The organism is Candidatus Accumulibacter sp. ACC012, from assembly GCF_907163155.1.
Taxonomy (GTDB): Bacteria; Pseudomonadota; Gammaproteobacteria; order Burkholderiales; family Rhodocyclaceae; genus Accumulibacter; species Accumulibacter delftensis.
Genome location: NZ_CAJQUC010000020.1, coordinates 100,165 through 114,643, shown reverse-complemented (window position 1 = coordinate 114,643; position 14,479 = coordinate 100,165). Strand labels below are relative to the sequence as shown.

The 14,479-nt window shown below is 63.1% G+C and carries 8 protein-coding genes and 4 pseudogenes; 4 read left to right on the top strand and 8 right to left on the bottom strand.

The annotated features are described in order from the left end of the window. The 4 genes and pseudogenes from QZ648_RS19915 to scpA form a co-directional block, all read right to left on the bottom strand. Positions 1 to 289 (bottom strand): annotated as a pseudogene (locus QZ648_RS19915) (hypothetical protein); the annotation flags it as partial. Next, positions 286 to 414, bottom strand: coding sequence for a hypothetical protein (locus tag QZ648_RS19910; protein ID WP_291998063.1), 129 nt, complete (start codon positions 412 to 414; stop codon positions 286 to 288). The pseudogene QZ648_RS19915 and the gene QZ648_RS19910, both read right to left, overlap by 4 nt. A 1,625-nt stretch (positions 415 to 2,039) precedes the next feature. After that, positions 2,040 to 2,435, bottom strand: a pseudogene (locus QZ648_RS19905) (carboxyl transferase domain-containing protein); the annotation flags it as partial. Between the two features lie 1,392 nt (positions 2,436 to 3,827). Further along, positions 3,828 to 5,844 (bottom strand): annotated as a pseudogene (gene scpA / locus QZ648_RS19900) (methylmalonyl-CoA mutase); the annotation flags it as partial. 209 nt (positions 5,845 to 6,053) lie between these two features. On the opposite strand from scpA, the gene QZ648_RS19895 reads away from it, so the two are divergent. Both QZ648_RS19895 and QZ648_RS19890 read left to right on the top strand, forming a co-directional pair. Next, the gene (locus tag QZ648_RS19895; protein WP_291995798.1) at positions 6,054 to 6,725 is read left to right on the top strand and encodes a GntR family transcriptional regulator; all 672 of its coding nucleotides are present in this window, start codon (positions 6,054 to 6,056) and stop codon (positions 6,723 to 6,725) included. Next, complete coding sequence (locus tag QZ648_RS19890) at positions 6,722 to 7,501, top strand: enoyl-CoA hydratase-related protein (protein WP_291995799.1); 780 nt, start codon at positions 6,722 to 6,724, stop codon at positions 7,499 to 7,501. The genes QZ648_RS19895 and QZ648_RS19890 overlap by 4 nt, the downstream gene beginning before the upstream one ends. A 39-nt stretch (positions 7,502 to 7,540) precedes the next feature. Here QZ648_RS19890 and QZ648_RS19885 read toward each other — a convergent pair. The 4 genes and pseudogenes from QZ648_RS19885 to QZ648_RS19870 form a co-directional block, all read right to left on the bottom strand. Further along, positions 7,541 to 8,285 (bottom strand): annotated as a pseudogene (locus tag QZ648_RS19885) (sulfite exporter TauE/SafE family protein). 152 nt (positions 8,286 to 8,437) lie between these two features. Then, positions 8,438 to 9,337, bottom strand: coding sequence for a dTDP-4-dehydrorhamnose reductase (gene rfbD, locus QZ648_RS19880; protein ID WP_291995800.1), 900 nt, complete (start codon positions 9,335 to 9,337; stop codon positions 8,438 to 8,440). Positions 9,338 to 9,347: 10 nt separating this feature from the next. After that, the gene (gene rfbB / locus QZ648_RS19875; protein WP_169065364.1) at positions 9,348 to 10,415 is read right to left on the bottom strand and encodes a dTDP-glucose 4,6-dehydratase; all 1,068 of its coding nucleotides are present in this window, start codon (positions 10,413 to 10,415) and stop codon (positions 9,348 to 9,350) included. 99 nt (positions 10,416 to 10,514) lie between these two features. Then, complete coding sequence (locus tag QZ648_RS19870) at positions 10,515 to 11,936, bottom strand: mannose-1-phosphate guanylyltransferase/mannose-6-phosphate isomerase (RefSeq protein WP_291995801.1); 1,422 nt, start codon at positions 11,934 to 11,936, stop codon at positions 10,515 to 10,517. 235 nt (positions 11,937 to 12,171) lie between these two features. Here QZ648_RS19870 and waaC point away from each other — a divergent pair, with 235 nt between their 5' ends. Continuing rightward, a complete protein-coding gene (gene waaC / locus QZ648_RS19865; protein ID WP_291995802.1) occupies positions 12,172 to 13,125 on the top strand; it encodes a lipopolysaccharide heptosyltransferase I in 954 nt (317 codons plus the stop codon). Next, the gene (gene waaA, locus QZ648_RS19860) at positions 13,125 to 14,474 is read left to right on the top strand and encodes a lipid IV(A) 3-deoxy-D-manno-octulosonic acid transferase (RefSeq protein ID WP_291995803.1); all 1,350 of its coding nucleotides are present in this window, start codon (positions 13,125 to 13,127) and stop codon (positions 14,472 to 14,474) included. The genes waaC and waaA overlap by 1 nt, the downstream gene beginning before the upstream one ends. Positions 14,475 to 14,479: the final 5 nt, after the last annotated feature.

Below are 14,479 nucleotides of genomic sequence, written 5' to 3'. Positions count from 1 at the left end.
CGGCACTCGATGGCCCAGCATGGCCTTGATATCGTCCCTGCACGAAACCACGCAAGTGAGTTCTCGCGGCGGCGCGCGGATCATCATCGACGTTGATCACGCCGGTGATCATTTCGGTGACAGGATGCTCGACCTTGCAGGCGAGTATCATCCAGGAAGTAGAACGACTTGTACGGAACGACGACGGAACGCGACGGTACAGCGCTGGATACTTCACCGCCTTGGCCAGTGCCACGGCCTGCTCACCCAGGCTTTGGGGAGGCTGCTCGATAAAAGGGCGACGGGTCATCGTGACTTCGTGCGTCGCTGATCGAACAATCGCGTTCGAGCAGATAGGACGTGTTGCCAACAGGAGTCGGCAAGGAGCTGTATTTCGATATGGTGCGGGTCCCCAGACAACTTCTCGATGAACACGCGATCGTCGACAAAGCGTTGCCGCGCCTCGTGCGGCAGGCATCAAAGCCTTCGGCGGCCCCGCGTCGTGAGGCGACGCGCAGTCCTTGACGCCACCACCGGCAGAGGCCTTGTATCTGACCGGGTAACCGATGATCCTTGGCGAGCCGACGGCCGGTAGCGGAATCTTCGAGGCGCGGTATGTAGGGGGATGGTTGTACCCGTGGCTTCTGAGCAGTGTCTGTCGAGGCATTTGTCGCCCATGGCGGCGAACGAATGGTGCTTCGGGCGATGAAGATGATGCTGATGCCGCTTCTTCGAGACGACGCGTGAATCTCGTTCTCGGAGAGGAAGCCGTAGCCAGGTTTTTTATGCACCGCTCGCGCCGGTCGTTGCAGGGGCGATGATCTTGTCCATCGCCAGGTACGAGTCCTTGGACGCTGCAGGGCGATACACACGGGCTTCGTCGGCCATCAGCACGTGCCATCGAGCCTTCGGTCGGAATAGACGGCGACCTGTCAATGGAACCCCATCTGCTGGGGCGTTCAGGACCGGAGCAATTTCGCCGCGGTTGGCGACAGTATTTTCTTGAAAACTCTATTCTCCCGGGATCAAAGCGGAAGTGCCGGCTTGCGCAGGTTTTCCAGTTTCTTGTTACCGCAGAAATGGACAGGTGAGCGGAAGATGCGCTGCGGGTGCTCGGCGCCAGATCACGTTAGTCGATGATAGCGCGGGTCCGGCGGACGAAGGGTGGCGAACTTTGGCTGTATTACGTTCGCGTGCGGCGCAGTTGTCCGGTCATTCATTCTCCCGCGGAAAATGATCTCGACGCGCCTTTCGGACCCAGGACGGCGATTTTCGCGAGGGCCCGGCGAAGTGGACGTGCGCAGAAGGGGCTGGAGGCCACACGTTCGTAGGCACAAGCCGTAGGCCTGGCGGGGGTTGATCACGGTGATCATTGGGCACCGTGTCACTCGGCTTTAGGGTTAGAGCATGCTTGGCGCTGCTGTGATGACGCCGTACTTCTGCGAGGTGCCGGGCATGAAACCGGGATAAGCGTCGACCACAAGGCACAACCGGACTGTTGGTGAAAGCGTTCGCGTTAGCGCACGAAGCGCGCCGCTTGTATGAGCTCGTGAGTGTCCAGCAAGCCGGCAGGACCAGCGGTGGTTGGCGACGATGCGAAGGTCGAGCCGTCCATGCGCGCAAAGCGATGATCGATGTTTCTGGAGTACTCGCGCTTTGCAGTTCGAGAAGTCGCCTATCAGCCGGCGCCCTTGATGACAGTTCCTTGATGTTGTACGGCTTGTGGTATGTGGTACAGGGGTCGATGCGAGAAGTCGAGGCGCTCGCGGATCCTGCGGAGGGCAGGGCGGGGTGGCTTCACGGTTGTTCGAAGGCAGGAAAGCTGATGAAGCGGCGCGGCATCATCAGGCCGCGGACATCATTTTCGAAAGCCAGGTCGGCAACCCCGGATGCTGGTGTGGGGACGGCGCCGCAATGTTCTCGGCGGTAGACGTCTTCAGGGTCCACCGTCTGGACCATTCGGGGCCGGTGACGAACATGTACGACGAGTCCTTGACCATGAAGATGAAGTCGGTATCGAGGGCGCTATAGACGGCGCGCCGGCGAACAATGTCCTTATGTCAGGCGAGACTCTGTCGGAAACGACGCCCTGAGGCCGAGAACGTTGCGCTTGGAAAACTCTGTGGCAAACCGGCCAGGTCGAAGCGACTCCTTCCTGGATTGCGTGCGCGCCCGGAGTCGTTTGAGGACGATAACCGGCGCTCCACCTTGATCGCGGTGGGCCATGACCTGAGATTTTCAGCATGCGCTTCGGACAGCGAACCGCCGAAGACGGTGAAGTCCTGCGAAAAGACGAACATCAGGCGGCCGTTGATGGTTCCGGCAGCCACTGTACCACACCGTCGCCGGGGACCGAATGTTGCGGCCATGCGAAGCGTGCCACGGGTTTCCTTGAACATGTCCCATCTCAGAAGGAACCGCGGTTCGAGCAAGAGCTCGATGCGCTCGCGGCGGACAGTTTGGCCCTTGCGTGCTGGTTATCGATGCAGTTTGGCCAAAACCTAACCAGACACGCAGTCAGCACGCTTTTCTGAAGCTGGCGAATAATGTCTGCATAAGGTTTAATCACTAACGGTCGGGTCAATCAAAATACTCAAAACATCAGAACTACGCTGCGAGTCGGACGTCCTGACCGCCCTCAAGAAATCATTCCTCATCAAGCGGCAGCAGCCGTGCGGCAGCCGGCGCCGGGCGTCGTCCGCCCTCGGCTGACATCAATGGAAAGCTACGGGCCAGGGCCCGGCTCGTATGGCCGGATGTGGCGCGGAAGTAGCGGCGCAGACCGAGAATCTATCAGGCTCCACACCAGCCACCGCTGCCGGAGGGACCGCTTTTGTTCGAATGCGGCCGCTGCCTTCATGAGCCATGGGTAGCGCCGATTTCGGCCCAGACACTCGGCGAAGCCGCGATTGCCAAGCGCCGCAGTGTGAGAACCGGCGGCCGCCAGTTCGGGTGGCGTGCGCAGCATGGGTTCAGTGCGTCGATCTGGACCTGCGCGCGGCATAGCCGCGGCGGTTGCGTCGATATCGGCCTGTTGAAGATGATCAGGTCGGCAATTTTCGACAAGTGCCCTTACTGAGGGCCTGCGGTCAATCGCCCTGGCTGGGTAACTGCAGCAGGACGAACGCATCGACCATGCGGCTACCGTCGTTTGGATGACCGACAGCCGACCCGGTCCGACGATGGCACGTCATAAGCCGCCGGGCTTCGCAGAGCACGCACGGCCTCGCGTGTCTGTACGGCGACCCCGCCCAGCGAACCGAGGACGGAGCGGGACGGATCGAAGGCTTCGTCGCGCTGGCAGAGAGCAGTTCCATGCGCGTCTTGTCACCGGAGATCGAAACCGGACGGAGAAATGAGACGACGGGGGGCGACGGGCGAGCACGGGCGACGCGTTGCCGCGCCGATAGGAACAGGCCGAGCGATTCGCATAACAATTGATTTGCGGCACCGGATTGAAGAAAGGAGATGCCGACGCGGAGGGTTAGTCACGGTTGTGGTGTGCGGGGAGCAGCGCCGGCTGAGCGACCTGTAGGGAGCGACGATATGATCAGTGCGCGTCGATTCGACGAGGGTGAGGCTTTGGCCAGGCCCGTCGACGGCAGGCGGAGGGACGCCGTCGACGAGATGCCGGTCAGCCGGGCCAGATGGTGGTTTGACGAGGGGTCATATCCATGGCTGACAAAGCAGTGTGCGGTGCTCAGGCAGAGGCGGCGTGGCGGAGCTTTGAGGATCTCGGACGATGGTCATAGCAGAAACCTCGCGATAAGCGTTCCGGTACGGAAAATGGCCTATGGCGTCAGAATTGACAGGAAGTAATAGTCCTGCGCCGGACACCCCGCTGCAAACAAAAAAACCGAGATGTCGTGGCTCCCTGATCGGAGGCGGCCTTGAACAGCGCCGCACAGCGTCTTGTGCCGTGCGCGAGGGACGATTACACCGGATTGCCATGCACGCGTTCCCGATGCCAGCCGGCCGCTTTTTCACGGGTCTGGAAGAGCGGGCCGACGCGGATGTCGAGCCGAGGGTCGGCAAAGGCGTGGGCCACCACATTGGCACCCACGGTCGTGCCATCAGGCCGAGTGGGCGACCCATGATCCGGCGGCCGCCGCCTTCGTATTCGTTTGAACGGGCGATTTCGGCTTCAGCGCCTCCCAGATGGCGATCCCTTCTGACGACCGCGCCGTAGCGTAGACACCGGAACAGTTGTGAGTGGCGCGGCGGAAAACGCCTAAACTGCTTCCAGGGGTCGGAAAATTCGCAAGCCGAGGCGCGCAGGCGCATAGCCTTGATCGACAGGTCGATGCAGGGTGATCTTGCTCTCGGCGCAGCGTGTCAGGTCGGCCAGTGCGGCTGATTTTCGTTATCGCGGCCGGCGCGAAAGCGCTTCAGGAGGGCGATCCGAGTGAGCGGACGGCCATGTTGACGATCGCGGATTTCGGTCGTCTGGCTTTGCCCGATTGTACTGGTCACGACGACGATGAGTCCTTGGGGAGTCCGATGCGCGCTGCGTGCTCTGGCCGCGCAGCCCTCGATCTTCATCTTCGCCCAGCCGGATTCGACGGCGTGCGTCATGCCGCCCATGCTGTCGACTTCCTCGATGATCTTCACGCCTCGTCGGCGAGATCCTGGGTCAGCCTCTCCATCATGTAGGAACCGGCCCAGGGGTCGATGACGTTGGTGATGTGCGTCTCTTCCTGGATCACCAGCTGAGTGTTTGCGGGCAATACGCGAAGAGAACTCGGTTGGCAGGGCGATGGCTTCGTCAAGGGCATTGGTGTGCAGCGACTGCGTCCCGCCAAAAACCGCGGCCATCGCTTCGATGGTCGTACGCACGACGTTGTTGTAGGGATCCTGCTCGGTCAGCGACCAGCCCGAGGTTGGCAGTGCGTGCGCAGCATGCTCGATTTCGCATTCTTTGGCTCGAACTCCTGCATCGCTTTCCACCACAACAGGCGGGCAGCGCGCAGCTTGGCCACTTCCAGGTAGAAGTTCATGCCGATGGCGAAGAAGAACGAGAGCCGGCCGGCGAAGGCGTCGACGTCCAGGCCGGAAGCAATCGCCGTGCGCACGTAGTCGCGACCGTCGGCAATGGTGAACGCCAGTTCGAGCGCCTGCGTGGCGCCGGCTTCCTGCATGTGGTAACCCGAAATCGAGATCGAGTTGAACTTCGGCATGTGCTGCGCGGTGTAGCCGATGATGTCGGAGATGATCTTCATCGACGGCTGCGGCGGATAGATGTAGGTGTTGCGGACCATGAACTCCTTGAGGATGTCGTTCTGGATGGTCCCCGAGAGCTTGTCCTGCGGCACGCCCTGTTCTTCGGCGGCGACGATGTAGCCGGCAAGAATCGGCAGCACGGCACCGTTCATGGTCATCGACACCGAGATTTTCTCGAGAGGGATGCCGTCGAACAGAATCTTCATGTCTTCGACCGAGTCGATCGCCACGCCTGCCTTGCCGACGTCGCCGGTGACGCGCGCATGGTCGGAGTCGTAGCCGCGGTGGGTGGCCAGGTCGAAGGCTACCGAGGACGCCCTGACCGCCGGCCGCCAGCGCCTTGCGATAGAAGGCATTCGACGCTTCAGCGGTGGAGAAGCCGGCGTATTGGCGGATGGTCCATGGCCGGCCGGTGTACATCGTTGCCTGCGGGCCGCGGACGAATGGGGCCAAGCCTGGCAGGGTGTCGGTGTAGGGCAGGCCTTCCAGATCCTTCCTGGTATAGAGGGGCTTGACGACCACGCCTTCGGGCGTTACCCAGTTCAGCGTTTCGAGTTCGGCACCGCGCAGTGCTTTGGCGGCAGCCTTCTTCCAGTCATCGAGGTTGGATGAATCAGCTAATGCAGGATTGTTCGCGTTGGACATTACGGAACCTTTCACGAAATCAGTGGGATGGGGTGGGGTGGGAAATTCGCCCCGACGAGCCAAGGAATTATACCGACCAAGCGAGCCGCTATGGCAGACAAAGATCGCTAGCACTTGACACCCCGCTCGACGAATAATACTGTATCCATAATTATGAAAGCAAGGTCTCGTCTGAGACCCTGAACGAATCAGTAGAAAAAAAGAGATCGATGGATCCCAGTCAAATCGCCCAGACGGCCCTCTACCAGGAGGTCGCTGAAAGACTACGGCAGAGAATTTTCGCGCATCAGTTAGCCCCGGGAGCCAGAATCGACGAACAGGCTCTGGCAACCGATTACGGGATCAGCCGCACGCCGCTACGCGAAGCGCTGAAGGTCCTTGCCGCCGAAGGCCTGGTGACCTTGCGGCCACGTCGCGGCTGCTTCGTCACCGAAATCTCGGAGCAGGACCTGGATGACATTTTTCCCTTGATGGCCATGCTCGAAGGGCGTTGCGCACTCGAGGCGACGACCCGGGCACAGCCCGACGATCTGGCCAGGCTCGATGCGCTGCACGCGGAACTACAGCACTTTGCCGAGACTAAGGAGATCGAGCACTTTTTTGAGGTCAATCAGGCGTTTCACTACCAGATCCAGGAAATGTCGGGAAACCGCAGGTTGCGTCAGGTGATCCAGGACCTGCGCAAGGTGCTCAAACTGACGCGCCGGTTTTCGCTGAGCATCGACGGTCGTGTGCAGCAGTCGCTCGCCGAACACGCGATCATCCTGGCGGCGATCAAGGCCGGCGACGCGGCGGGCGCGCAAGTCGCGATGCACGATCACATTCTTTCCGGACGCCAGGCGCTGGCCAGGAGCAACGCCACTCAAGAACTGCCGACATGAGCGGGCGTATTCTATGCACGCACGCCGAAAGGGTCGCCACAGTGACCCTTTCGAATCCGGGCAAACTCAACGCCATCGACTTTGCCATGTGGCAGAGCCTGGCCGAGATCGTCGCTGAATTGTCGGGCGACGAAGAGATACGCTGCGTAGTGGTCCGTGGCGACGGTGATCAAGCGTTCGCCGCCGGTGGCGACATCGACGAGTTTCTCAGCAGGCGCGACACAGTAGAGCGGGCAATGGCCTACCATGGGCAGGCGGGCGCCGCTCTGCAAGCTCTGGCCGACTGTCGTCAGCCGACGATCGCGTTGCTGCAGGGAGCATGCATCGGTGGTGGGCTGGAGATTGCCGCGCAGTGCGACCTGCGCATCGCCGCGCAGTCGTCGCGTTTCGGTGCGCCCATCAACAAGCTCGGTTTTTCGATGTATCCCGCGGAGATGGCCAGTCTGCTGCGTCTGGCCGGACCAGCATGCCTGCTGGAAATCCTGCTCGAAGGGCGCATTCTCGGTGCGCATGAGGCGCTCGCCAAAGGCCTCCTTACCCGGGTGGTGACGGAGGACGAAGTGGTTAACGAGGCTTACGCCAGTGCTCGCCGCATTTGCGCCGGCGCGCCGCTGGTTGCCCGTTGGCACAAGCAATGGCTGCGTCGACTGCAGCAGGGTGCGCCGCTGAGTGACGAGGAACTGCGTGCTTCGTTCGCCTTTCTCGCGACCGAGGACTATCGCGAAGGCCTGTCGGCATTCATCGAGAAGCGCAAGCCGGAATTCAGAGGCCGCTGATCGCCGCCTTTGCCGTGAAAGGGGCCTGCGACCCGCACATCAAACGGACAGACCCCACATCATCTTGGCTGCCAGGAGAATCAGGATGGCGGCGAAAAGACGCTTCAGGGTGGCCACCGGCAAGCGGTGCGCCAGGCGGGCGCCGAGGGGTGCGATGAGCATGCTCGATGGCACCAGCCACAGCAGCGCCGGCAGGTACACGTAGCCGACGCTCCACGGTGGCAGGCCGGGGTGCTCCCAGCCGTTGAAAATGTAACCCAGCGAACCGCCGATGGCGATCGGGAAGCCGACCGCCGCCGACGTTCCTATTGCATGCTGCACGCGGACGTTGCACCAGGTCAGGAAGGGTACCGTGAGGGACCCCCCCGCCGATGGCGACCAGCGCCGACAGCGCGCCGATGCCGGTGCCGACGCCAAAGACGCCGAACGCGCCGGGTAACTCGCGCGAGGCCTTGGGTTTCAGGTCAAGGATCATCTGCACCGCGACCACGCAGACGAAGACCATGAAGAAGAGCGCCAGAGGTCTGGACGGCACGCTGCCGGCGAACAGTGTGCCGATCAGCGTGCCGGCGAGAATCCCGGGGGTGATCTGGCCAACCACCTTCCACAGCACGGCCTGATGCTGGTGGTGGGCGCGCAGGCTGGCAAGCGACGTAAACAGGATCGCGGCCATCGATGTGCCGAGCGCCAGATGCAGGACCTCGGTCGCCGGAAATCCCGCCTGCGCGGCAAACATCATGGTCAAGGTCGGGACCATGAGCAGTCCGCCGCCGATGCCGAGCATGCCGGCGAACAAGCCGGTAAACAGACCCAGCGCGATATATGCCAGCCACCAGAGCAACGCGGACTCCCTTCAGGATCTGTGCAACGAGGGCTCCATCATCCCACGATTCGGTGCCTCACAGCCGTTCGGTGCCAGTAGCGACGTCGCAGGGCTCATTGCCCGAGAACTTCGACGAGCATGCGGTTCACGCCGACCTGCCAGTCGGGCAGGCGCAGATCGAAGGCAGCTTGCAGCTTGCGCGTGTCCAGGCGGGAGTTGTGCGGGCGTGGGGCGGGCAAGGGGTAGGCGCTGCTTGGCACCGCCTCGATGGCTGTCGGCGCGACGCGGATGGCCTCGCCGGCTTGCCGGGCGAAGTCGATGACGTGCCGGGCGTAGCCATGCCAGCTGGTCTCGCCGCCAGCCACCAGATGGTAGAGGCCGGCGAGCGCTGGTTGTTGCCAGGCGCTGCGAATGGCGTGCGCAGTCACGTCGGCCAGCAATTCGGCGCCGGTCGGCGCGCCTATCTGATCGGCGATTACCTTGAGCTGATCGCGTTCGCTCGCCAGGCGCAGCATGGTGCGCGCAAAGTTGTTGCCGCGCGCGGCGTACACCCAACTGGTGCGAAAGATGAGGTGCTTGGTGCAGGCTGCGGCGACCGCCTGTTCGCCGGCGAGCTTGGTTTTACCGTAGACGCTCAGGGGCGCGGTCGCGTCGCATTCCTGCCAGGGCTTTTCGCCGCTGCCTGCGAATACGTAGTCGGTCGAGTAGTGCACCAGCCAGGCGCCGAGGCGGCTGGCTTCCTCGGCGAGCACGCCGGGAGCCAGGGCGTTGAGCGTTCCCGCCAGTTCGGGTTCCGATTCGGCCTTGTCGACCGCCGTGTGGGCGGCGGCATTGACGATCACGTCCGGTGCAACCGCGCGCACGCAGGCTGCCAGGCCGGCGAGGTCAGTGAAGCTGCCGCACAGTGGGCCATCGCCTTCGTGATCCAGGGCGATCACGGTTCCGAGCGGAGCCAGGCTGCGTTGCAATTCCCAGCCGACCTGTCCGCGCTTGCCGAAGAGCAGTATTTTCATCGCTTTATTTTCATGGCTTGCGCCCGCCATAGTTCTTTTCGACCCAATCGCGGTAGGCGCCGGATTGCACGTGCTGTACCCACTGCTGATTCTCCAGGTACCAGAGGACGGTCTTGCGAATGCCGGTGGCGAAAGTCTCTGCCGGTTTCCAGCCCAGCTCGTTTTCGATCTTGCGCGCGTCGATGGCGTAGCGCCGGTCGTGGCCGGGGCGGTCGGCAACCGTGGTGATCTGCTCGCGGTAGGGGCGGCCGTCCGAACGTGGGCGAAGTTCGTCGAGCAGGTCGCAGACGGTGTGCACGATATCGAGGTTGGGCTGCTCGTTCCAGCCGCCGACGTTGTAGGTCTCGCCTGGGCGGCCGGCTTCCAACACGCGCCTGATTGCCGTGCAGTGATCCTTGACGTACAGCCAGTCGCGAATCTGCTGGCCGTCGCCATACACCGGCAGGGCTTTGCCGGCGAGGGCATTGACGATCATCAGCGGGATCAGTTTTTCCGGGAAATGATAGGGACCGTAGTTGTTCGAGCAGTTGGTGGTCAGCACCGGCAGCCCGTAAGTGTGGTGGTAGGCGCGCACCAGATGGTCGCTCGCGGCCTTGCTTGCCGAGTAGGGGCTGTTCGGTTCATAGGCGTGCGTTTCGCTGAAAGCCGGCTCATCGCTGGCCAGGGAACCATAGACCTCGTCCGTCGACACGTGCAGAAAGCGGAAGCGCTCTTTGGCCTCGCCAGCCAGCGTCCCCCAATAGGCGCGCGTCGCTTCAAGGAGATGGAAGCTGCCGACGATGTTGGTCTGGATGAAGTCCTCGGGACCATGGATCGAGCGATCGACATGCGACTCGGCAGCAAAGTTGACGATCGCCCGTGGCTGGTATTGCGCCAGGAGGCTGGTGGCGAGCTGGCTGTCGCCGATGTCGCCGTGCACGAAGATATGCCGCGGGTCGTCGAGCAGCGACGCGAGGTTCTCGCGATTGCCCGCGTAGGTCAGTTTGTCGAGGTTGAGCAGCGCCTCGTCGCATTGTGCCAGCCAGTCGAGCACGAAATTTGCGCCGATGAAGCCGGCGCCGCCGGTGACCAGAATCATGTGCGGACCTTTTCAGAGGGAGGGTGGAGAGGCAAAGAGGGCTCAGCGTAGTCAGCCATCAGGCACCGCCAGCGTGCGGCCGGCGCGACGCTCATCGGGTCAGCGGCCGTAGCTGTCCTGCAGGCGGACGATGTCATCCTCGCCAAGATAGCTGCCGGACTGGACCTCGATCATTTCGAGGTCGATCTTGCCCGGATTTTCCAGACGATGGACGACGCCGAGCGGGATATAGGTCGATTGGTTTTCGGAGAGCAACAGCGTTTCTTCGCCACGGACGATCAGCGCCGTGCCCTTGACGACGACCCAGTGCTCGGCACGGTGATGGTGTTTTTGCAGACTGAGGCTGGCACCGGCTTTTACCAGGATGCGCTTGACCTGATAGCGCGGCGCATGCGCCAGCCCCTCGTAGCTTCCCCAGGGGCGATGGACGATGTGCCTCAGTTCGGTTTCGCTGCGCGCCGAACGCTTCAAGGCCTCGACCAGCGCCTTGACTTCCTGCGCCTTCGCTTTGTCGGCTACCAGGATCGCATCTGGCGTGGCAACGACGATCAGTCCGCTGACGCCGACGGTGGCCAGCAATTGCCCGTCAGCGAGAAGGATCGAATCGTGGGTGTCGATACTCAGTACGTCACCGCGCTGCGTGTTGCCGTTGTCGTCGGCCTGACCAAGCGCAGCCATTGCATCCCAGGCGCCGATGTCGTTCCAGCCCGCATCGAGCGGAATGACGACGCCATGGTCGGTTTTCTCCATGACGGCATAGTCGATCGATTTTGACGGGCTGGCGAGAAAAGCCGCGTGATCGAGGCGCACGAAGTCCAGGTCGCAGCGTTCGCTGGCGACGGCCGCAGTCACGCACTCGCGGATTCCCGGCGCATAGCGGTCGAGGGCTTCGAGGTAGGTGTTGGCGCCGAAGAGGAACATGCCGCTGTTCCAGTAGTAGTCGCCGGAATCAAGGTAGCGTTGCGCAGTTTCCGCGTCGGGCTTCTCGACGAAGCGGTCGAGCGCATAACCACCCTCGACGACCTCACCGCGACGGATGTAACCGTAGCCGGTTTCGGCACGATCGGGGACGACGCCAAAGGTGACCAGGGCGCCCGCGCGGGCGTGTGGAATCGCCGCACTGATCGCCTTCTGGAAAGCAGGCACGTTGGCGATGACATGATCCGATGGCAGGACGAGGAGTAGCGGCGGCTCTTGGTGAATGCCGGTGCGGAGGGCGTGCACCGCGGCTGCGGCGACGGCCGGTGCGGTGTTGCGTGCGGCCGGTTCGAGGAGAATGTCGGCCTTCTGGCCGATTTCGTGAAGCTGTTCGGCAACCAGGAAGCGGTGGTTTTCGTTGGCGACGGCAATGGCTTCACCCAGCCCGGAGACCCCGTCGAGGCGGCGCAGCGTGTTCTGCAGCAGCGAAAAGTCGTCGACCAGGCGGAGAAACTGCTTCGGGTAATGCGTCCGCGACAGCGGCCACAGACGGGTGCCCGACCCTCCACAGAGAATTACCGGGCGAATGACAGAGGTGTTCATTTAAACGGTCTCCAGTAGGTGCAGGCTTGCCGCCATGGGGCTTTGAGGGACGGCATTATACCGCCGCCGTGGATTGCCGGTAGGCGCTGACGCCGGCAGTGGGCGGCGGCGAGCGGTCAGCGCTCGCCAAAGGCCTGCCGTTTGCCGAGCCACGCAAGGCGGGTGGCTGTGCGCGCCATCTTCTATAATGCGCTCTTCCTGCTTGCCGCCCATCTTCCCCGGAACTGGCCCACCGATGCGCATCCTATTGGTAAAAACCTCGTCGCTTGGTGACGTAATCCACAATCTGCCGGTGCTCAGTGATTTGCGGCAGTGTTTTCCGGAAGCGGCAATCGACTGGTGTGTCGAGGAAGGCTTTGCCGATATTCCGCGCCTGCACCCGGCTGTCGACCAGGTCATTCCGGTGGCCATCAGGCGCTGGCGGAAAACGCTTGGCAGTCTGGCCACGTGGCGCGAAGTGCGCAACTTCCGCGCCCGCATCCGTGCCCCGAGCTACGACGCCGTGCTCGACACGCAGGGCTTGCTGAAGAGCGCGCTGATTGCCCGGCAAGCCCAAGGCAGGCGCTACGGCTATGCTGCCGAATCGGCGCGTGAGCCGGTCGCGGCGCGCTTTTATGAGGAGACTTTTGTCATCCCGCGCAATGCGCACGCTGTCGAACGCAACCGCTGGCTGGCCGCCGCAGCCTTCGATTATCCGGTCGACCTGGCCCTTGACTACGGTATTTCGGCGCCGCCAATCGACGACGCTTGCCGGTCGTCAGAGCGGCTGGTCATTCTGCTGACGGCGACCAGTCGCGACGACAAGCTGTGGGATGAGGCGAACTGGCGCGTCCTTGGTCGAGCCCTGCTCGAGCGCGGCCTGACGCCGGTCCTTCCGGCCGGCAATGCGCTCGAGCGGCAGCGTGCCGAGCGTATCGCTGCCGCCTTGCCAGGGGCTATTGTGCCGCCGCCGCTGCCGTTAGCGCAGGTCGCCGCCCTGATCGCACGGGCAGATTTGGCGGTCGGCGTCGATACCGGCCTGGCACACCTCGCGGCTGCCTTACGGGTGCCGGTGATCGCCCTTTACGTAGCGACAGATCCCGCTTTGACCGGCGTCTATGGCAGTGGCTTTGTGCGCAATCTCGGCCGCTGTGGCGCGCCGCCGTCGACCGCCGAGGTGCTGACCGTTGCCGAGCAGGCGCTGCGGTGATGGCGCGTCTGGCACTTCTGGCCTATTCGCTGCTTTTCTACCTGGCAATGCCCCTGGTCTGGTTGCGCCTGCTCTGGCGAGGACGTCGGCAGCCGGCGTATCGACAACATTTTGGCGAGCGCCACGCGCTCTACCGGCAAACTTTGCGCTGTGGGCAGCGGCCGTTGATCTGGTTGCATGCCGTTTCGGTCGGTGAGACACGTGCGGCCGTGCCGCTGATCGATGCGCTGCTGGAGGCCTATCCGGACCATGACCTGTTGCTGACCCATATGACGCCGACCGGCCGCGAAACGGGCGGCGAGCTGCTGGCGGCTCGCCCTGAACGCCTGACGCAGGCTTACCTGCCCTATGACCTGCCCGATGCCTGTGGACGTTTCCTCGATCACTTTCAGCCGCGCATCGGGCTGCTGATGGAAACCGAGCTGTGGCCAAACCTGATCGCCGCGGCGAGAAGGCGGCAGCTGCCGCTTGCGCTGATCAACGGGCGCTTGTCGGCGCGCTCTCTAGGTGGCTATATGCGCCTGCGCACCCTGATCCGACCGGCGCTGGCGTCGCTGAGTGCCGTTGCCGCGCAAACGACCGCCGACGCCGAGCGCCTGCAGCAGCTTGGTGCCCGCCAGCCAACGGTATGCGGGAATCTGAAATTCGACGTCACGCCGGCCGCAGACAAGTTGCAGCTCGGCGCAGACTGGCGGCACGCCATGGGGCCGCGGCCGGTGTGCTTGTTGGCCAGTAGCCGGGAAGGCGAGGAAGCGCTGCTGCTCGATGCCTTGGCCACGGTGGCTGTTGCCGATCTATTGCTGGTGCTGGTTCCCCGGCACCCACAACGATTTGCCGAGGTCGCCGCCCTGCTTGCCAGTCGCGGCCTGAGCTTCTGCCGGCGCAGCTCAGCCGAACTGCCGGGTAGCGAGACCCAGGTCTGGCTGGGCGACAGCATGGGTGAAATGGCCGCCTACTATGCGCTGGCGGACCTGGTTGTGATGGGCGGGAGCTTGTTGCCGTTTGGCGGCCAGAACCTGATCGAGGCGGCGGCCTGTGGCTGTCCGCTGCTCCTTGGTCCGCACACTTTCAATTTCGCCCAGGCCAGTGCGGATGCGATCGCCTGTGGTGCTGGCCGGCGCGTGCCTGACGCCCGTCAGGCAGCGCTGGCGGCGCACGCGCTCTTCGCGCAGCCGGCGGACCTGCTCGTCATGCGCGCCGCGGCGACTGCGTTCAGCCAGGCGCACCGCGGCGCCACGGCGCGTACCGTGGCGCTGATCGAAGGGCTTAATGTGAAAGTCGCGCAAGCGACTCACGAAACTCCCTTCTCCCCTTGCGGGAGAAGGGGCAGGGGACGAGGGGAACGGTGATCGCT

Excerpts from the sequence above, each read along its gene's own strand:
- QZ648_RS19895 (WP_291995798.1), top strand. The coding sequence starts at position 6,054 with ATGGATCCCAGTCAAATCGCCCAGACGGCCCTCTACCAGGAGGTCGCT.
- QZ648_RS19890 (WP_291995799.1), top strand. The coding sequence starts at position 6,722 with ATGAGCGGGCGTATTCTATGCACGCACGCCGAAAGGGTCGCCACAGTG.
- rfbD (WP_291995800.1), bottom strand. The coding sequence starts at position 9,337 with ATGAAAATACTGCTCTTCGGCAAGCGCGGACAGGTCGGCTGGGAATTG.
- rfbB (WP_169065364.1), bottom strand. The coding sequence starts at position 10,415 with ATGATTCTGGTCACCGGCGGCGCCGGCTTCATCGGCGCAAATTTCGTG.
- QZ648_RS19870 (WP_291995801.1), bottom strand. The coding sequence starts at position 11,936 with ATGAACACCTCTGTCATTCGCCCGGTAATTCTCTGTGGAGGGTCGGGC.
- waaC (WP_291995802.1), top strand. The coding sequence starts at position 12,172 with ATGCGCATCCTATTGGTAAAAACCTCGTCGCTTGGTGACGTAATCCAC.
- waaA (WP_291995803.1), top strand. The coding sequence starts at position 13,125 with ATGGCGCGTCTGGCACTTCTGGCCTATTCGCTGCTTTTCTACCTGGCA.